The 19,510-nt window shown below is 44.2% G+C and carries 16 protein-coding genes; 8 read left to right on the plus strand and 8 right to left on the minus strand.

The window, feature by feature from the left end; all coding sequences use genetic code 11:
* Positions 1 to 158: 158 nt before the first annotated feature.
* Positions 159 to 1,328 (plus strand): calcium-binding protein, encoded by a 1,170-nt coding sequence (locus tag ACHZC4_RS02180; protein ID WP_394752133.1) that lies wholly within the window; start codon positions 159 to 161, stop codon positions 1,326 to 1,328.
* Between the two features lie 278 nt (positions 1,329 to 1,606).
* Positions 1,607 to 2,803, plus strand: a complete 1,197-nt coding sequence (locus ACHZC4_RS02185) for a hypothetical protein (protein ID WP_394752135.1) — start codon at positions 1,607 to 1,609, stop codon at positions 2,801 to 2,803.
* A 7-nt stretch (positions 2,804 to 2,810) separates the two neighbouring features.
* On the opposite strand, the gene ACHZC4_RS02190 is transcribed toward ACHZC4_RS02185, so the two are convergent.
* The 8 genes from ACHZC4_RS02190 to ACHZC4_RS02225 all read right to left on the minus strand — a co-directional run bounded on the left by ACHZC4_RS02190 (position 2,811) and on the right by ACHZC4_RS02225 (position 10,927).
* The gene (locus ACHZC4_RS02190) at positions 2,811 to 3,449 is read right to left on the minus strand and encodes a TIGR04282 family arsenosugar biosynthesis glycosyltransferase (protein ID WP_394752136.1); all 639 of its coding nucleotides are present in this window, start codon (positions 3,447 to 3,449) and stop codon (positions 2,811 to 2,813) included.
* Positions 3,449 to 4,240, minus strand: a complete 792-nt coding sequence (locus tag ACHZC4_RS02195) for a sterol desaturase family protein (protein WP_394752137.1) — start codon at positions 4,238 to 4,240, stop codon at positions 3,449 to 3,451. The genes ACHZC4_RS02190 and ACHZC4_RS02195 overlap by 1 nt, the downstream gene beginning before the upstream one ends.
* Positions 4,228 to 4,920, minus strand: a complete 693-nt coding sequence (locus ACHZC4_RS02200) for a TIGR04283 family arsenosugar biosynthesis glycosyltransferase (RefSeq protein ID WP_394752138.1) — start codon at positions 4,918 to 4,920, stop codon at positions 4,228 to 4,230. The genes ACHZC4_RS02195 and ACHZC4_RS02200 overlap by 13 nt, the downstream gene beginning before the upstream one ends.
* An 82-nt stretch (positions 4,921 to 5,002) precedes the next feature.
* Entirely contained in the window at positions 5,003 to 7,099 is a 2,097-nt protein-coding gene (locus ACHZC4_RS02205) for a sodium-translocating pyrophosphatase (RefSeq protein ID WP_394752156.1), read from the minus strand.
* Between the two features lie 328 nt (positions 7,100 to 7,427).
* On the minus strand, positions 7,428 to 7,994 hold the full coding sequence (locus ACHZC4_RS02210; RefSeq protein ID WP_394752139.1) for a hypothetical protein: 567 nt from the start codon (positions 7,992 to 7,994) through the stop codon (positions 7,428 to 7,430).
* Between the two features lie 2 nt (positions 7,995 to 7,996).
* Positions 7,997 to 8,968 carry an MlaD family protein gene (locus tag ACHZC4_RS02215; protein WP_394752140.1) on the minus strand — a complete coding sequence of 324 codons (972 nt, stop codon included), beginning with the start codon at positions 8,966 to 8,968 and terminating at the stop codon, positions 7,997 to 7,999.
* Positions 8,961 to 9,779 (minus strand): ABC transporter ATP-binding protein, encoded by an 819-nt coding sequence (locus ACHZC4_RS02220; RefSeq protein ID WP_394752141.1) that lies wholly within the window; start codon positions 9,777 to 9,779, stop codon positions 8,961 to 8,963. Before ACHZC4_RS02220 ends, ACHZC4_RS02215 begins: the two co-directional genes overlap by 8 nt.
* On the minus strand, positions 9,776 to 10,927 hold the full coding sequence (locus ACHZC4_RS02225) for an MlaE family ABC transporter permease (protein ID WP_394752142.1): 1,152 nt from the start codon (positions 10,925 to 10,927) through the stop codon (positions 9,776 to 9,778). The genes ACHZC4_RS02220 and ACHZC4_RS02225 overlap by 4 nt, the downstream gene beginning before the upstream one ends.
* 262 nt (positions 10,928 to 11,189) lie before the next feature.
* Here ACHZC4_RS02225 and ACHZC4_RS02230 point away from each other — a divergent pair, with 262 nt between their 5' ends.
* The 6 genes from ACHZC4_RS02230 to ACHZC4_RS02255 all read left to right on the plus strand — a co-directional run bounded on the left by ACHZC4_RS02230 (position 11,190) and on the right by ACHZC4_RS02255 (position 19,497).
* Entirely contained in the window at positions 11,190 to 12,959 is a 1,770-nt protein-coding gene (locus ACHZC4_RS02230; RefSeq protein WP_394752143.1) for a carbamoyltransferase, read from the plus strand.
* Positions 12,934 to 15,039, plus strand: coding sequence for an iron-containing redox enzyme family protein (locus ACHZC4_RS02235; RefSeq protein ID WP_394752144.1), 2,106 nt, complete (start codon positions 12,934 to 12,936; stop codon positions 15,037 to 15,039). Before ACHZC4_RS02230 ends, ACHZC4_RS02235 begins: the two co-directional genes overlap by 26 nt.
* A 146-nt stretch (positions 15,040 to 15,185) precedes the next feature.
* A complete protein-coding gene (locus ACHZC4_RS02240; protein WP_394752146.1) occupies positions 15,186 to 16,217 on the plus strand; it encodes a fatty acid desaturase in 1,032 nt (343 codons plus the stop codon).
* 30 nt (positions 16,218 to 16,247) lie between these two features.
* Positions 16,248 to 17,150, plus strand: a complete 903-nt coding sequence (locus ACHZC4_RS02245; RefSeq protein ID WP_394752147.1) for a cation diffusion facilitator family transporter — start codon at positions 16,248 to 16,250, stop codon at positions 17,148 to 17,150.
* Positions 17,151 to 17,236: 86 nt separating this feature from the next.
* The gene (locus tag ACHZC4_RS02250) at positions 17,237 to 17,869 is read left to right on the plus strand and encodes a DUF4912 domain-containing protein (protein WP_394752148.1); all 633 of its coding nucleotides are present in this window, start codon (positions 17,237 to 17,239) and stop codon (positions 17,867 to 17,869) included.
* Complete coding sequence (locus tag ACHZC4_RS02255; RefSeq protein ID WP_394752149.1) at positions 17,869 to 19,497, plus strand: glycoside hydrolase family 57 protein; 1,629 nt, start codon at positions 17,869 to 17,871, stop codon at positions 19,495 to 19,497. The genes ACHZC4_RS02250 and ACHZC4_RS02255 overlap by 1 nt, the downstream gene beginning before the upstream one ends.
* Positions 19,498 to 19,510 lie beyond the last annotated feature (13 nt).

The raw sequence follows: 19,510 nt of genomic DNA on the forward strand, positions 1-19,510 counted from the left end.
AGCTTGTCGAACCATGATCGGCTTAACCGCCCACCCTTCGACAGGCTCAGGCCGAACGGTTAAGCCTTGCACCGTGTCCCGCCTTAAGTGGGTAGCCGGATTCGATTATAAAGCTCGATAACTATCACTATTGAATATACAAAAACAGGATTTTGTCTATGAAGAACAGCATATTGACTTCTACCGTATTAGTTGTGGGTACGTTTTTTACATCTCACGCTATGGCTGAGACAGCTGTGGTTGATGTAATGAACCTTGTCGGGGGGGTTATACCGGATCCAGTCATTGAGCCAACTCCGACTCCCGATCTCTTCGTTGCTATTGATCCAAAAATAATGGAAGTAACAGCTGATCCAGGCATCATTACTATTGATCCACTACCGTTGGAGGTTATGCCTGATCCAGACACTATTGCGGTTGATCCAATAATAATGGAAGTTACGGCTGTAGATGCAGACATTACTACCGATCCGTTAGAACTTACACCTGATCCAGGTATTATTGAAGATAGCATTAAACCAGTGCCCGTAAACTATATCCCCGTTTCAGGAACAATTAAGACATTTGGTCAATTAAAGCCCACTTGTCATGGCATGACCGCGACTATTGTGGGGACACAAGGTTCTGATAAATTAACGGGAACACCAAAACGCGATGTTATCGTAGGTTTAGGTGGCAACGATATTATCAATGGTTTAGGTGGAAACGACGTTATTTGTAGCAATGAAGGTGATGATACGATTACAGGTGGTTTAGGAAATGATTATATAGAAGGTGGTGCAGGTAACGATACTCTTCAGGGAAATGCGGGTAATGATACAGCCAATGGTGGTGCGGGTGATGATTTGATTACCGGTGAAGCCGGTGATGATAAATTGATCGGTGATGCAGGCGATGACCAAATAAATGGTGGTTCTGGAAAAGATACAATATCCGGTGGCGCAGGCCAAGATCAAATCGCTGGTGGCACAGGTAAAGATACCCTAAATGGAAATGCTGATAATGATGCTATCAATGGTGGCTCGGATGACGACAAAATTTCTGGCGGTGCGGGCAACGATATTTTGGTAGGTAGCGGAGGCAACGATAACTTGAGCGGCGAAAGTGGCAAAGATTCGGTTTCCGGTGGCCTAGGTAATGACAGCATATCTGGCGGTTTAGGCACGGATGATCTTTCAGGTGATGAAGGCAATAATAAAATAGATGGCGGTAAAGGTTCAGCCGATAACTGCATGCCACATCCACTAAAAAAGCAAAAAGGCAAAGATAAAAATGTAGGTTGTGAATCACATAACTCTAAACATGAACAAGAGTTAAGTGACGACTAATTTATAACATAAGTTAAACGAATAAATAACTCAGCAATATCTCTAAAAGTCAGCCCATATAAACTGGTGATAACAAGATTAGTCTCGTTATCACCAGCAAACATCCTCTTCAAGTCTAGTTCATCCGCCGTTCAAACCCTGCGACTTAAGTCCTCACAAATTTACTGCTTCCATAACAGCCTCCGCAGCGTGGGTTAAATACGATAAAATGTAAAAATTATCCCCACGGGAAAAGCAAAGCCAATCCCTGTGCAATTTTTACAACGGCAATATTAACCATGACCCAAACCCGTCAGTTTAAACAATTTTATTACTTGGCATACAGCGTATGTGCATTAACTTTAATAAGTTGTACCCCAGTTATCGCGGTTAGCGATGTTCCTGTAGACAACCGCTCCTACCAACACGGCCTGGATTTTGTGCCGTTACCCGATGGCAACTATTATCTGGTGTGGGCGAGTTCCGGTAATCCACCTACAGGTGCAAAACCAGATGGTAGTTGGCCGCATGATATTTATTATTCAAAGATTAATCCCGCAAATCCCAAAATCACCCCACAGATCCTCATTGCCAATCCAGAAGCGCAAGAACCTGCCAGCACCGCCATTTCCTCAGATGGTAATATTATGGTCACCACAGAAGACGGCTGGCATACCCCAAATGAAGTTGCCCAACGTTATGGCGTATATGATCTCAATTTGAATCCTGTGCTGCCTTATCCACGCATGGCTTATGATGGCGGACATTCGGGGCACGTTGCTGCCGTGGATAATCATTTTGTCATTTTTTATTCTGATGACTGGGTGAGTGGCGGCGGCGTTGACAACTTAGGATCGGGCAATGATGTGAAGGCATTAATCTACAGTTCTAAAGGTAAACCAGAAGGTGCTGTGGATGTTGCGGTAGGGGATGCCAGCCGTGACTGGTGGCCTCTTGTAGCGGGATCAAAAACCCGTGCCGCTTTAGTGTGGCAACGTTATGTAGATAAACAAACTTACAGCAGTTTAATGATGTCCATACTGGATGTTAAACAGAAAAAGCTGGTGTTAAAAAATCTAGAGATAGAAACCTCGGTTAAATATTACACTTATAGCGTGGCTTATTTGCCCTCAATTGAACGATTTTTGATACTCGGCGCTTATCAAAATGGCGGCGGCTTTGGGTATTTACTGGATCAGGATGGCCATATCATGGCATCAAATAAAACATTGCCCGCTATCGTTCGCGAATCTCAATCTATAGTATTAGAACAATCTGGACAGGTGAAGGTTGCCCAGCCCATAGCGCCAACAGGGCTTGCAGTACTTGCTGTTACGTCTTCCAGTATCGATGTAAAATCGACCATCGTGGATGATTATCAATGGCAGTATCTAGGCACAGATGGCATTTTTGTGAACCCAAAAACCGTGTATATTGTTTCTGCTTCTCCTTCAGGATTGGTAGAGAAAACCTTTCATCTTCCTGATAATAACTAAAAAAGGCTCAGCACATGGCCGTGTTATTGATAAAAGCGTAATAGCGCAGCAAATCCGCTGGCGTATCCACATCCCATTGTTTTTTTATTTCAACGTGCTGAAAATTGTACTGTGTGATGCGTTCGCGGGTTTTTGCCATGACCTGTGGCTTGCCCCAGGGAATGTCATCAAATGGCTCAGGGTGGGCTTGGTTAAGGCCAATCATGACATAACCGCCATCCTCTGCCGGTGCCAAGACAATATCATTGCCATCCGTTAACGCGGTTAATGCTGCTACTAAATCTGATTGCATTAACGATGGGCAATCGCAACCGATAATTAAAGCATGGCGATAGGTCTTTAATGCCGAGCAGAAAGCATGGTGCATGCGCTCACCTAAATCATTACCGTGCTGTTGTCTAAGTGAAATAGTGTACTGGGTTGTGATTGAAGCAAAAAATGTATGCTCGGTAGAGGGGCTACACCACAGTTGTACTGGGCATAGCTTGCTTTGGGTGACCAAGTCCAGCGTTTTCAAACTAAGTTCAGTATGTACGTCTACACATTGCTCAGGTGTTAATGCACTGGCCAAGCGAGTTTTAACCTGTCCTGCAACCGGCGCTTTACAAAAAACCATTAAAACGGCATTGGGGTATTGATACAGCATTAATCCCGCCGCAGAGGTTTAAAAGGCAGCAATAATAAGCGCATAAAGCCTAAATCGGTTGGCTTACGAAAAGCATTTAAACCAATAGGCATGGTCGATTGCGCGTGTTGGCTTTTTGCCGTATAGGTTTTGCACATACGGTCCCAGCAGGAAATAGAAAAACCATAATTACTGTTGGTTTCAGCAGGTAGGGTTGAATGATGAATACGGTGCATATCCGGCGTAATAATAAGCCAGCGCAATAGTTTATCGGTTTTTTCAGAAAAACCAATATTGCTGTGATTAAACGTTGCCGTACCATTAAGTATGATTTCAAAGGCAATAACTGCGAGTGGATGAGCCCCCAAAATAATAATACAAATGACTTTATAAACCATAGATAAAACAATTTCCAGCGGATGAAAACGCACCGCTGTCGTGGCATCAAACTCTAAATCAGTATGATGAATTTGATGTAACCGCCACAATAATGGCCACTTATGCAGCGCAATGTGTTGGCCATAAATGGCAAAATCCAGCGCTAGCCAAGAGATAAAAATTGCCAGCCATTCCGATAAAGAAAACTGGTTTAATAGCCCCCATGAATGCTGTTTTGCGGTTATTGCGCTCAAATAAGCAAGGCTACCTACGGTAAAACGCATCAGCAGCATATTAAATGCAGCCAAACCTAAATTAATCGGCCAGCGTTGTTTGCGGCTTATGGAAGTGTGTCTTTTGGGTTTTAAATACTCCCAGCAAATCATGATGCCGAAAATGCCTAGGGCAGCGGATAGGCGAATCAGGTTTTCCATAGTTTTCCGTCACGGTAAAGCTTTGCTAATTCCGAAGGGGCAGCGCCAAAATAGTAACGTACACGTATTAGCCACATTAGCAAGATGGTTTTGCGAATTCCAAACTGTTCCCAGCGCCGCGCAGAAGTCGTTACTTTGGCTTTTAAACACAGCGGTGGACCAATTTTTTTTAATAGATGGCATAAGGCAATATCTTCCATAAGCTCAATTTCAGGATACCCGCCGATATCGAAAAAAGTAGTCCGTGTAACAAAAATAGCCTGATCGCCAGTCGCTATCCCAGTAAGACGTGAGCGCCAGTTAATCATGTGTGCGACGATTTTTAATACTAAATGCTGGCTATCTAGCTGAATGTCAAAACGTCCCCAGTGCGTATTATTTTTTTCCGATTGCTCTTGAAGAGAAGCTAACGCATTGTCTGGCAAATAAGTATCAGCATGCAGGAAAATAAAAACATCACCGCTCGCTTTTGTTGCGCCGTTGTTCATTTGTTTGGCACGGCCACGCGGTGACAAAATAATTTTATCGACTAAAGCTAATGCCTGGATGCGTGTGGTATCGGTACTGCCGCCATCAGCAATAATAATTTCACAGTGTTGTCGTAAGGGCTGCAAAGCCAGCAAACACGCCTTAATATTTTCAGCTTCGTTCAGGGTAGGAATAATAATGGAGAAAATCATCTAGGTATTACCGCCATTAAATAGAGACGCAAGATTTTGCGTCTCTACGGTGTGGGTATGACGTGAGTGTGAAACAGCCTAATTAAAAACTTAACCAGCCCGAGCCAAAGGAATTGGCAAATACCAAGCTAACAATGGTCATGAGTTTAATTAAAATATTTAAAGCAGGGCCGCTGGTATCTTTGAAAGGATCGCCAACGGTATCGCCGACAATTGCCGCTTTATGTGAATCAGAGCCCTTGCCGCCGTACTCACCGGTTTCGATGAGTTTTTTGGCATTATCCCAAGCCCCGCCAGCATTCGCCATCATAACGGCCAGCAAAAATCCAGAAGACATCGTCCCCACCAGAAGTCCAGCCAGTGCTTCTTTACCGAGCACATGCCCTACCACAATCGGTACGATAACCGCCAATGCGCCTGGCAAGATCATTTCACGTAAAGCGCTTTCAGTACTAATGCCCACGCAAGCTTTATAATCCGGCTTGCCCGTGCCTTCCATTAAGCCTGGAATTTCATGGAACTGGCGACGCACTTCCAGCACAATTTCATGGGCTGCTTTACCGACGGCCATCATGGTCAAGGCTGAAAACAAGTACGGCATCATGGCACCAATTAAAATGCCTGGTAGCATGGTTGGGCCTAAAATGTTCAAGCTTTCTATTTTTGCCGCAGTCACATAAGCTGCTAATAACGCTAAAGCAGTTAACACAGCGGAACCAATCGCAAAACCTTTACCAGTAGCGGCTGTGGTGTTACCCAAGCTGTCCAGTGCATCAGTACGATGACGCACTTCTTTGGGCAGGCCACTCATTTCTGCAATACCGCCGGCATTATCGGCAACAGGGCCGTAAGCATCGGTAGCTAAGGTTACGCCCAGTGTACTCAACATGCCTACACCTGCCAAAGCCACTGCATAAAGACCTGCCGCCATGGTGCCATCGGCTTTATAACCTAACCAGATACTACCCAATATGGCAAATGCCGTGATTAATACCGGCGCAACTGTACTCATCATGCCCACTGCCAAACCTTGAATAATCGTAGTCGCAGCCCCCGTTTGAGTGGCTTTAGCAATCGCTTGAGTAGGTTTTTCGGTATAGGCGGTGAAATACTCCGTGGTATAGGCAATGCCGTTACCCGCAATCAAGCCCACTAGAATAACTAGCCAATAGTTGAAATGTACACCAGAGACAATAACACAGAACAAAGACAGCACTAAAACAACAGCAGATGCACCCCAGACTGAATCACGCAAGGCCTTTAACAAATCGTCCAGACTAGCATTTTCATCAATTTTTGCAACTTGCTTATTCAAATAATACATGGCGCGTTTTTGCAACGAGGTCGATGCATCAGGTATTGCTACCGTAACATCCGCTGCTTTGCCAATAACTTTATAGATGCCAAACAAGCTGGAAATAACGCCGACCGCCGCTACCAAAAACGGTAAGCCGATGAAAGCCGCCGCTGATTTACCACCGATTGCCGCGCCCAATGTAGCGGCGGCAATGATTGAGCCACTATAACTTTCAAATAAGTCAGCGCCCATGCCGGCCACATCACCGACGTTATCACCGACGTTATCAGCGATAACCGCAGGATTACGTGGATCATCTTCGGGGATACCTTTTTCAATTTTGCCGACCAAATCCGCCCCGACATCAGCGGCTTTGGTAAAAATACCTCCGCCAACACGGGCAAACAAAGCGATACTGCTGGCACCAAAACCAAAACCGGTAATATAAACCAAATGGTTAGGGTCGCCTTTGAATATCAGGTATAACACAGTCATGCCGATCAAACTGAAGCTGACCACCGACATGCCCATGATAGCACCGCTACCAAACGCTACCCGTAAGCCTTCATGAAGGCCACGGCTGGCCGCAGCGGCAGTACGCACGTTGGCGCGCACGGCAACATACATACCCAAATAACCCGCACCAGCTGAAGCTACTGCGCCGATGACGAAACACAGTGCAGTTTGCCATTGTAAAAATGTGGTAATAACAACCGCGACTATAGCAACAAAAATGCCTATTACGCGATATTCCCGTGATAAAAATGCTGATGCGCCCTCTTGAATAGCCGCAGCAATCGTTTGCATGGTCTTATTGCCAGTGTCATAGCTAAGAACGTGCCGTAATTGCCAGAGTACAAACCAAACTCCGACGAGTGCCATTAATAATGCGACAACAACTGATGCAGATGTTTGTGACACCACATACCCTCCTCAAATTATAATTATTTATTGTTATGTTTATATCTTAGTTGACTTGAAAATAGTAAGTTACCTGCCATATACCAACACAATAATGGCTTTTAAGACCATGAGTGTAATTAGATTTGACGGATTATTTCCAGATAAGCCAAGCCAGGGGGTAGGTTACTTAAAAGTTCTCCTAACCACAATAAAAAACTGGCATAAGTAGATTTTTGTGCTAACTGAGGGTCACCACACGAAATCGGGAAGAGCCGAAACATCATGTGTTGTGTGCTGTTGATCTTTTTTATTTGTCCCAGTTTAAGCGGGTAGGCAAACCTGCTAACCATGAGTCAATCTCACTCACCGCAGTACGTGCCAAATAAGCAAAACCTTGCACAGCCCCTTCTGCATCTGCTGATGGACTTAAACGTTGCCATTGAAACTCGCGCGTTGCCAAAGGTTTGTTGTCGCTTGAAAAGGCAGTAACCGACATCCGCATAAAGACTTTGGCCTGTTTGGCGCTGGTAAATTGCTGCTCAAAATCTAAAAAAACAATCGATAAAGGATAGCGTAACGCGTTGGCTTGCATGGTTAACTGTTGTTTAAACAGCTCTGGAGGCGTGGCAATCCATCGGTGCAGCATATAAAAATTAACCTGCGTAGGTGATTTGTACAATAAACGGTAGCGAATGCGCGTATCCCAAAGCCACTTGGGGGCATCGATATCAATGGTGGGGATGGCGCGTTTATTGGAATAAATAACCGTTGGCGCCAGACCAAAATCATGGACATCCGGTTGCTTGGGGGTAATTCCACAGCCTGTTAACAGCACTGTCAAAACAAATGCCAAACTATAGCGTATCGGTATCATGGTTATTCCTCATAGCCTGGTTCGCCTGGGCCGGGTGTTTGTTGTTTAGGCCCCAGTAACAGGGCTTGGGGATTGTTTTCCAGCATCATGGCAATGCGTTTAACTTGTTGGCTGGTAGATTGCAAGTCGGCCAGTAATGCATTGGCCTTAGGAAGCGTGGTTTCTGATAGCATGTTGCCTGCGTTTTTACCGCTATCTACCAGCCCTTCGGCTTTATTAATAAAACTACCGGTTTTTTGGCTTAGTTTTTTGACTTCTTTGGTGAGGCTTTGTAAATCAGCGGTTAAATTATTAATATGAGCCAGCGTTGTGCTGGAGTCTTTCGACAAGCCATCAAAATGCGTTAAGGTTTTGTGCGCATCCGCGCTAAGTTCAGGTACGCCAATGAGTGCCTTATCAATGCTCTTTTGCAAGGCGTTTAATTTGTCGGTAAGGCTTTTTATATTACTGAGTATGCCGCCGATGTTTTTTTCATTTTCATCACTTAATATCGCGCTCAAACGCATCATCAAATGATCGGCTTTTTTTAACAGCACGTCTCCGGAATCCAGTAATTTATCGGTAATAGACGGCTTCAAAGGAATGCGGTAGCCACTGTTTTCGCCTGGAAGAAGTTTTTCACGGTTCTTGCTGGTGTCTTCCAGTTCCAATTGGTTAAGGCCGGTGACGCCTTTTAAATGCAGCGTCGCATACACACCTTTGGTTAATATCACTTCCTTGTCAACTTCAATGCCAATCAGGATAGTGCCTGCATTGACAGGGTCAAAATTGATGTGGGTAACCTTACCCACAGGAATACCGCGAAAAAATACCGTGGATTCAGGGTTCAGCCCGGAAACAGAAGATTGCGTGGCCACGATATAGTTGTCGCGTTCACGTTCAAGATGGCCTATCCAGTAAATGATAGCTACCGTTGCTGTGATTAAGGCCAGTAAAAATAAACCGGTCATTAAGGCATGGTTGGTTTTACCCATGAGTCGTCTCTTTGTACTGAAATACTCGCTGGGCGCGGGTATTATGAAAAAATTGCTGGATAAACGGGTGTTGCCCTGCCAGCACTGCCTCTAAGGTGCCAAACGCAATCAGCTGCTGATCTGCCAATACCGCTATTTTAGTACACAGATCCCGTAATACATCCAGGTCATGGGTGACTAAAACTACAGTAAACTGAAGCTCTTTATGCAATTGCTGGAGCAAGTCGACAAAATCCTGACTGGCAATGGGGTCAAGTCCTGCGGTGGGCTCATCCAGTAACAGCAAATCAGGCTCAGTTATCAAGGCTCTGGCCAGTGCTACGCGTTTAATCATACCGCCGGATAAATCTGCGGGTTTAAGTTTGGCATCATTGTCTGTTAATCCTACTGTGGTTAATTTCATCAGCACCAAACGCTCTATTAGAGGCTCATCTTTTATACCAAGTTCACGTAACGGAAAGGCTATATTATCAAAAATATCCAAGGCGCTGAATAATGCACCCTTTTGAAACAGGACACCACAGCTTTGCAAAGCGGCTTTCCTTTCTGTAGCCTTATCAAGATGTTGCAATGATTTTCCCATCACAAATACTTCACCTTGACTGGGTTGATGAAGGCCAATAATTTCCCGCAATAACGTGGTTTTGCCGCCGCCGGATGCACCCACCAATCCCAGTATTTCACCTTTTTCAAGACACATATTAATGTCTTTATGCACCACTTTTCCAGGGCCTTGGTCGGTATCCTCAAAACGTGTATAGACGTGTTCAATGCGGATGGCGTAATTATCGTTACCTAAATCTGTGCTCATGGCATACCTACATCCATTAAGAGTATGGCAAAAATAGCATCAATCATAATCACTGCGGTAATGGCAGCAACCACAGAATTAGTGGTTTCACGGCCCAGGCTTTCTGTATTGGGTTTAATACGAAAGCCAAAATGGCAGGCGACCAGCGCAATAATTAAACCAAATACCGCACTTTTACCCAAGCTGATAAAGACATTAATTAACGGTACCGTATCGGGCAGTTGAATAAAAAACTGGTGGTAATTAATATCCAGGGTAAATTGTGCCGAAAGCATGCCGCCTATAAGCGCAGCGGCATTGGTCCAGACGCTGAGTAACGGCATGGCAACGGTAAGGGCGGCGACTTTGGGCAAAATTAAACGTAAAGAATGCGAGATACCCATCGCAGACAGCGCATCAAGTTCTTCGGTAACGCGCATAATACCAATTTGTGCAGTCATGGCAGAACCTGATCGCCCCGCCACTAAAATAGCGGCTAGTAATGGCCCTAGTTCACGGATGATGCTGATGCCCAGAATGTCGATAATATAAATTTCTGCGCCAAATAACTTTAGTTGCAATGCCGATAAATAACTTAACACAATACCAATCAAAAAACCCACCAAGGCAGTAATACCCAGCGCTTTAACGCCGGCCTCATAAATCGTATTGGAAATTTCTGCCCAAGGGACAGCATTAGGATTAACAATCAGATACCCGCTGTCTAATACTAATTGGCCTAATAACCCTACACCATTCAGCAACTGGTCTTTTACCTCTTTCAGTTGATCGTAGCTTTGGTTTAAAAATGTATTTAAAGTGGGCTTTTTTGGCTCTGGCGTGGGTATTTTTTGGTTTTGCCAGCGCTCAAAAAGCGCTTGATGCTCTGGTTTTATAGTCAGCGAGGTGGGCATTTTTTCACCCCAGGCCTGCCATAACATCAATGCCGTTGAGCTGTCCAGCTTGCTAATTGCCGATAAATCCCAAAGGTTGTTTTTGTCTGTTGCATACTGTTTAATATCTTGGCGTTGTTGGTTAGCGACAGCGACACGGCGTAAATCCCAACCACCTGATAGTATAATTTTATGTTGCCCTTGTTGTTCAGCGATTTCTATTGTAGGCGGCAAGGATTCAATGGGATTATCAGGCATGGCGACAATTTGGCTCATCAACGTAGGGGGTTCAGTTTAGCTGATTCTATCAGGCAATAGTATTTAGAAACAGGTTGTGTTATCGGGCCACTATTGACAACAGCTAATATTGGCGTAAGTTTGCCTAAGTAATGAATAATGTTATCGGTAAGGCCATTGGTTTTATAACTAACTTTTTTCGCTGGAAATCACGACACCAAAGAAATTAAGCCTGTATTATGGCAAGTTAATACTTTTTGTGAACAAAACTGAACATCAAAAAATTATAAGGCTAAAAAGGATGAGTAAGTATTATATCGGCTTATCGGTAACGTACCATGATTCGGCACTGGCGATTATTGATGAGCACGGGGAGGTGTTATTTGCTGAAGCTACCGAACGTTATTTGCAAAACAAACGTGCGCTTAACTGCGAACCCGATCAATTATTCAGGTTAGCGGAATTATTAGCGCAATATTGCCCCAATCCCACTCATCTTGTGATTGCCACCAACTGGCGTAATAAGCGTCCGCTGTATGAGTCGTTAATGTCTGGCCTGGGCTTTTTATCTGCGCCGGGTTTATTAAAAAAAGGCATTAAAAAACTGTGTTCACCGTTGCAAAATTACCAGCTCCATCACATGATGGCGTGCCAGCGTAGCAGCATTGAACGTGCCGGTTTAAATGCAGTGCGTATTATTCAAGAATATTACCCCAGCTGTACGCTGTCATTTGAAGATTACGACCATCATCTTACCCATGCCGCCACCGCTTGCTACAGCAGCCCGTTTGAACAGGCGGCATGTGCCGTCATCGATTCTTACGGCGAACACGGGGCTATGGCGTTTTACCGCTACAGTAACCGAAAGCTTGAACGAATCCACGAAACACGCGGCATAGCAACAGCAAGTCTGGGGTTGTATTACATGAAGATTACCGAACTGTGCGGTTTTGATTGGTTAAAAGGTGAAGAATGGAAAGTCATGGGCTTAGCGTCTTATGGGCAGCTGAACCAGGCGTTTTATGATGCTTTAGCCGCCACTGTTCAAATTGATGGCTTTGATTGTCGCCACACTTCAAACAGCGTAGTTGAGAAGCTAGATAAATTGGATGCGTTTAAACAGCATCCCGATGCTCCAATTAACCTAGCCGCTGATTTAGCCTTTACCGGCCAAGTGTTTTTTAGCGATACGGTGACGCGTCTGTTAACGCATCTGCAATCCGTAACCGGTTACGAAAATCTGACTTTGGCAGGCGGGTGTGCGCTAAATTCTTCTTACAATGGCCAAATTACCACGCGTACCCCTTTTAAACACGTGCATGTTCCGTCTGCGCCAGCGGATGACGGTTGTGCGTTGGGCGCTGCTTGGCTGGCTTTTCATAGCCATCAACCACAACCTGCACATCCGGCAAAATTGTTATCGCCTTATTTGGGTTCAAAGATAGACAGTGAAGCAATACAGCGGCTTATAAAATATAATGGCGCTTTGAATATTCAATATTTGCCAAATAATATTTGTCAGGCGACTGCGGCTTTATTGGCTGAAGGCAAATTGGTAGCATGGGTGCAGGGCAGAGCGGAGTTTGGCCCAAGAGCGTTGGGCAATCGTTCTATACTAGCCGATTCCCGCCATGCCAGCATGCAGGATCATATTAATTTGAATGTTAAATTCAGGGAAAAATTCCGGCCATTTGCGCCATCAGTATTACACGAGCATGCTAGCGACTATTTTGACAACTGTCAGGAATCACCGTATATGGATAAAACGCTGCATATTAAAGACACCGTACAAGCGCGTGTTGCGGCGGTGTGTCATGTGGACGGCACCGGGCGTTTGCAAACTGTCAAACGTGAATGCAATCCAAAATTTTATGAACTCATCGAGCATTTTTACCAGCTTACCGACGTGCCCATGTTGCTCAATACCAGTTTTAATGTCATGGGCAAACCGTTGATTCATACACTGGAAGATGCGCTTGCGGTATTTTTAACCACCGGCTTGGATGTGCTGGTGATTAATGACTATTTGATTACCAAACCGCATTATGAAAGCACACAGTCACCCTTTTGATCCAGGCCTGCAGCCGGTATTTTCAGGGCTGGCCAGTACATCTTTAGATAAACTGCCGGATAGCCGTGAGTTGTTTTTTGGGCTTATCCACAGCAGCGAACACCCCGAAATTTTGCCGCAAGCCTATTGTTATCTAAAACAACAATTCTGGGAAGTGGAGCAACTGTATGGTGAACAGTTGTCCCGTGTTTATCAGCCCGATTGCCTTGCTCAGTTAAACGTAAAATCTACGCAAACGCCGCTAAAAAACCATGAAGACTTAAGCCATTACGCGCCCGTTATTTTAACTGAATTTTATAGTTTATCCGCAGTATCACAAGCAGCTACCAGTCTATCGCCACTTGCCGTTGATATTATGGCGGTGTATTTAAAGCTAACCGGCAGCGACTCCTATGTGCCACTTTTTAAAGGGCTGTTGCAGCTGTGTGGATTAAATCTCCCGGCTTTACACAGTCGGGCATTTATTCAACAAGCTGACATTGATGATAGCCTGTTTAATTTTGCCGTCTTACAACTGGCGTTTATACTGCATTGCCGGACATTTTTTGCGGAAATGTTGGGCTTTACCTTGGCATGTTGTCAAACAGCACTGTTTTCAGAGGATGACGTTAGCGAGCCTGTTCATCAGTTTATAGCAAGCAGACAGCGGCTATTGAGTGCTCAAATACCCGCTATTACCGCTATTATTGAAGATTATATTGGCTTGTTCCCAGAACACACTGCAACGCTTTGGTATCGGGTGCAAAGCGGTTTTTATTTGTATCAGCAACAAGTCCAATGTTGTCAATTAGCACAACACTATGATTCCTTATCGCCACAGCAGGCTATTGTGCAGTTGTTACAGCGTATAGCCCCTAAAGCGGTAGGCCATCACGGTAATATTAAGCTCGCCGATAAAGGCCTGGATGAATGGTTTGCACAAGACCCATTCAAGGGGGAAGAGTTTCAGGCCGCCTTAAAACAATCTGCTTATATTAATAAAACCATGCCTGAGCGCAGCGTATTACTAAAGTTATTTGACTTTGGTGGCCCGATGTTTGGCGTGTTAAATCAGGCGGAAAAACAGCTACTAAGAGCTTGGATTTTGGAAGGTGCGGTAACGCTGTCGTCACAATGGGATAAACCCGAAAAAATCCCGTTTGCATTACCCCATTATGATTGTAAAGTAACGGCTGATGTTACCCAATACAGCCAACTCAATCATAGGCAGCTGTATTATTATTTAATTAACGCCGATGTATTTCCAGGTGTCCTTAGCAAAGCCAGGCAGCATGTTCACAATGTATTATGGCGAGCGCAATGCCTTAACCGATTACCTTTTAAACATTATAGCCACCCAGTATTTGCCGATTATATACAGGGTATTTACCAAGCAGAAGTGGATAATTACCAACCGCTAAAAGCTGCGCCTAGGCTATCTAAACAGGCTTATATCTGGGGGATTGAACAATTTGCACCCGCCATATTGACGGATGGTTGCTGGTTGCAACACTGCAAACAACTGAGCTTTTGTGCTAATAGTACTATCGGTGATATTCTGTTCAAAATTTATGAAGATGAAACCGGCAACGGCATTCTGGAACAAAATCACCCGTTTATTTATCAGCAGTTGCTGGATAGTGTAGGAATTAACCTGGCACCGCTGCATAGTCAGGCCTTTAGTGAATATTCAGGTTTTATTGATAGTGCGTTTGATATTCCAGTGTATTTAATGGCTATTTCCAAATTTCCGAGTGCTTTTTTGCCTGAACTTTTAGGCTTAAACATGGCTATAGAAATCAGTGGCCTGGGCAAGGTTTACTTGCGTTTGGCACAAGAACTAAAGTTTTATGGTATAAATCCGGCCATTGTTAATGTGCATATTTCCATTGATAACGTCGCTACTGGCCATACGGCGCTGGCTGTTAAAGCCATTCAACACTATATGGATGACATATTAGCAAGACAAGGTAAACAGGCTATGCAAAATCACTGGCGGCGCATTTATACCGGCTATTGTTCATTACAGTCGGTGGGTACGGTATTTAAATATGCGCTGATAGTAAAATATTGGCTAAAAAAAGATAAAGCTCCAAATTAACTGCGCATAACTTAATGGCAGCGGTTGGTGTAGAAAACAACGTTGGTTTCCGATAACGATTTTATACTTGATGCTTTGAGGAGGTTAAAATAATTAATTTAAATCACTATAAAATAAAGCCACTAGAAACGTCTTTGGCAGCGCGGTTGAGTTATTTACTTTGTTTTATATTACCCATCACTACGCTGTTGTTTTTGACCAATGGCCCGTACGCTTTTCATGAAACAGTATTATGGACGTTGCCTTTTATTGGCATACTGCTGGTTGATGGGCTAAATATTGAAGCCGACACTCATCAGGATGATGATGCTTATAACGGCATATTTTATGACGGCATTTTGTATGCGCTAAGTCTATTGCAGCTAATTAATATAGGCTTAATGTCGCATTATGTCAGCCAACTGCACTGGCAAACGCACAGCGATATATTGCTGGGTATTGTTAACTTGATTGCACTCAGGTTTCTGGTAGCGACCAGTTCAGGGACTTCCGGTATTGTGGTGGCGCATGAGTTAATACACCGGCCGCAAAGTTATCAGCAGCTATTGGGTCGGCTATTATTGTGTAGCGTGTTTTATGAGCATTTTGTCATAACCCACAAAAGAGGTCATCACCTGAGCCTTGGAATGCCGGAAGATATTGCTACCGCGCGTTTGAATGAAAATTTTAAGGATTATTGGCGCCGCGTTTATAGGGGTTATTGGTGCTATGCCTGGAGTTCTGAGCAAACACGTTTAGGCGCAGTTAAAGGTTTAGCGCGGTTATTTAAAAATCAGGTTTTGCATGGTTTGCTAATTGAAACGTTATTGCTTATTAGCATTATTGTGGTATTTGGTTGGCTGGCCGCAGTTATGTTTTTGTACCAAGCCTTTGCCGCCGTGCGCATTTTGGAGGCGGTCAATTATTTTCAGCATTGGGGCCTGACGGATAGCCATTATGGCAATACTTATGGCTGGGTAAGTAATTCCTGGTTGACACGCCATGTACTGATGGGGCTGTCTCATCACATTGGCCACCATCAAGATGAGAACAAACGCTTTTACGAAATCAGTTATTCCGATGCCGGGCCAAAAATGCCTTACGGTTATTTTGTAATGAATCTCTGGATTAAACTCGATAACGCTTCTTACCAGAAAATGGCCATGCGCGAATTACAGCGTTACAATGCACGTCATTAATATGATCTTAATTAACTTTTGTTAAAGCCTATGTCGACTGCGAATTCAACTACTGCCATTTTTTACGCCTTTTCTGCTAATTTAGCGATTGCTATCGCCAAGACCGGTATAGCCTTGTGGACAGGATCAGGTTCTTTATTGGCGGAAGCTATCCATTCTTACGCCGATTGCGGTAACCAGATATTACTGTTTATTGGTTTAAAACGCTCAACAAAAAAGCCCACCCGCAAGCATCCGATGGGTTTTGGCCGGGAGTCTTATATTTGGTCCATGATGGTTGCCATCATTTTGTTTTCGGTAGGCGGCGTGTTTTCTGTGCATGAAGGTTGGGGGCGTTATAACAATCCTCATACTATTGAAAACGAAGGCATCGCCTTATTGGTATTGATCATTGCCGTTGCGCTGGAAAGTTTTTCTTTAAAAGGTGCGATGGCAGCGATGGAGGTTGAAAAAGGTGAGCGTTCTTTGTGGCGATGGTTTAGAGAAACCCATTCCAGCGAATTGATGGTAGTCGTTGGTGAAGACATTGCGGCATTAATTGGCTTGGTTATCGCTATGATTATGCTGGGTTTAACCATGCTGACCGGCAATGTTCTCTACGATGCCGTAGGCTCAATGCTAATTGGCGTGTTATTAATTATTGTAGCGATTTTAATTGGTATTGAAACGCACTCGATGTTGATTGGTGAAGCTGAAGACAGCATTAGAAAACGTGTAGAGCACTATTTACAAAATCAGCCCAGCGTAATAAACGTACTTAACATTTGGGCGATTAATCATGGTAATGCGGTAATGCTGACCATTAAAGCTGAATTTAAACCGGATATGGCGGTATTAAGTGCAGTCAATGAAATCAACGCTATGGAAAAGCAAATCAAGCTGGAGCATCCGCGTATTAAATGGATATTTTTTGAGCTGGATAATGCAGATTAAAGTCTGGCATTAATTTTCGAATGGAACCGCTTAGCGTGTGTTAAAGTCCTGTACATACTGTAACAGTCCTGAATGTGGCGAGGCTCATGCGTCCTGATAATTTTAATGATAGGCTCTCAGCCAGCCAATTACTGGCTATCAGTCAAGAAATCAGTGAGCATTTTTCGCCTATTTTTGAGACCACAATTGCCAAGTCAAAACCAAAAACCACCAGTAAACTGTCACGAACAGAATTACTGGAAATTAGCGAAGACATTAGCAGGAAGTTTCAATTCCCCGTTGCTTCTTTAGCTCAAAGTAACACCTTGGTATTGCTGCCTGTTGATCCAGCTTCTATGTACGCCTACTGGAATTTTTCCCAAGAAACGGCGAATATTCCAGAAAAAACAGCGCCCATCCCGCTGACTTTGAGAGTGTATAGCGCACCTAAACAAATTGGATCAGTTGTTAAAAAATCATGGCAAGATATGCCTATTCAAGCAGGTCAAACACGACAAAAAATACCTTTGCCTGTATTAACGCATAACAGTGCTTATTCGGTTGCTATTGGCGAACACCGTTCTGATGGCCGCTTCATTACGTTTGTGCATTCTACTCTCGCCAATACTTATCCAGCTAATACGATGACATACCACAAAGTAACGCCTGAAACAGCGTTACAAGCCCAGTCAAAAAATACGGCTAAAAACACCTCTGGATCAGGCAGTCGCCACTCCTAATGATAAAAAAAACACTAGATTCTGGACAGATGTCCATTGCAAAGCCTTGCGTACCCGGTTTTGTCAGTATTATTTTGCATGCCCACCTGCCTTATGTCCGGCATCCGGAATACGATAGTTTTTTTGAAGAAAACTGGTTGTTTGAAGCCATTACCGAATGCTATTTACCGTTAATTACTGTGCTTGATCGATTACAAGAAGACCGTATTGATTTTGCCCTAACGTTGTCTTTGTCGCCACCGCTTATTTGTATGCTACGCGATGAATTACTGCAAGCACGCTACTTGCGATATTTGCACCAACGCTTAGAATTGGCCGAGCAAGAAATTATCAGAACCCGTCATCAACGCCAGTATCAGAAACTGGCTCGGTTATATCGACGGTTTTTTCGACATTGTTTGGACACGTATCAAAACCGGTATGGGGGTGATTTACTGGCAGCATTTAAAAAACATCGTGCCGCAGGTCATCTTGAACTGATAACCACAGCGGCAACCCATGGTTTTTTGCCGTTACTTAATGTCAGTAAAACTGCGGTTCGTAACCAGATCAAGATAGGTATTGATACCTTTAAAGCCACCCTGGGTTTTGCTCCTGCTGGTTTTTGGTTGCCGGAATGTGCGTATTATCCAGGATTGGAAACGCATCTTGCTGAATTTGGCATCCCGTATTTTTTTGTGGATAGCCACGGTATTATGGATGCAAATCCAGCGCCAAAAAATGGCGTTTATGCGCCTGTTGATTGCGGTAATGGTGTCGTCGCTTTTGGACGTGATCCGCAATCATCGCGGCAAGTGTGGAGCGCCCAAGAAGGATATCCAGGCGATGTGGATTACCGTGAGTATTATTCAGATATCGGTTTTGAACTGGATTTAGAGCTCATCGCGCCTTATATCCTGGATGAAAAAATTCGTACCAATACCGGCATTAAATACCATCGTATAACCGGTAAAGACCCAGCTAAGGAAGTTTATGATCCCCGTAAGGCGTTAGCCAAAGCGCATCAACATGCGCACGATTTTATCGACAAACGCCAACAGCAAATTAACGGGCTAAGCGCCACTATGGATCGTCCACCGATCATCATCGCGCCTTATGATGCAGAATTGTTTGGCCATTGGTGGTGCGAAGGCCCGTGCTGGCTGGAAAATGTATTACGACTGGCAAGTCAAGATGAGAATAACGTGCAGTTAATCACCTGTAGCGATTATCTACAACAAATTACATCGCATCAGGTGGCGCAGCCTTCTGCATCCACTTGGGGCGATGAGGGTTATTACAGTTACTGGATCAATGAATCCAATGACTGGATATATCCTTTACTGCACAAAGCTCAGGCTGAAATGGAAAAACTAGCCCGTGATCTTGCAGGGCTTGCCTTAACACCTTTGCAGGAACGGGCGCTGAATCAAGCGGCCCGATCAATTTTATTGGCGCAAGCTTCGGATTGGCCTTTTATCATGAAATCGGGCACCACTGTCGATTATGCTAAAAAGCGCATTATGGATCATCTGGCGCGGTTTAATTATTTGCATGATGGACTACGCAAAAATCGGCTTAACGAACGTTATGTCAGTGCCTTGGAAATCATGGATAATATCTTTCCTGAGATTGATTTTCGAGATTAATGTGCTTCGGGTA

This window comes from Crenothrix sp. (assembly GCF_043729335.1).
GTDB lineage: Bacteria > Pseudomonadota > Gammaproteobacteria > Methylococcales > Methylomonadaceae > Crenothrix.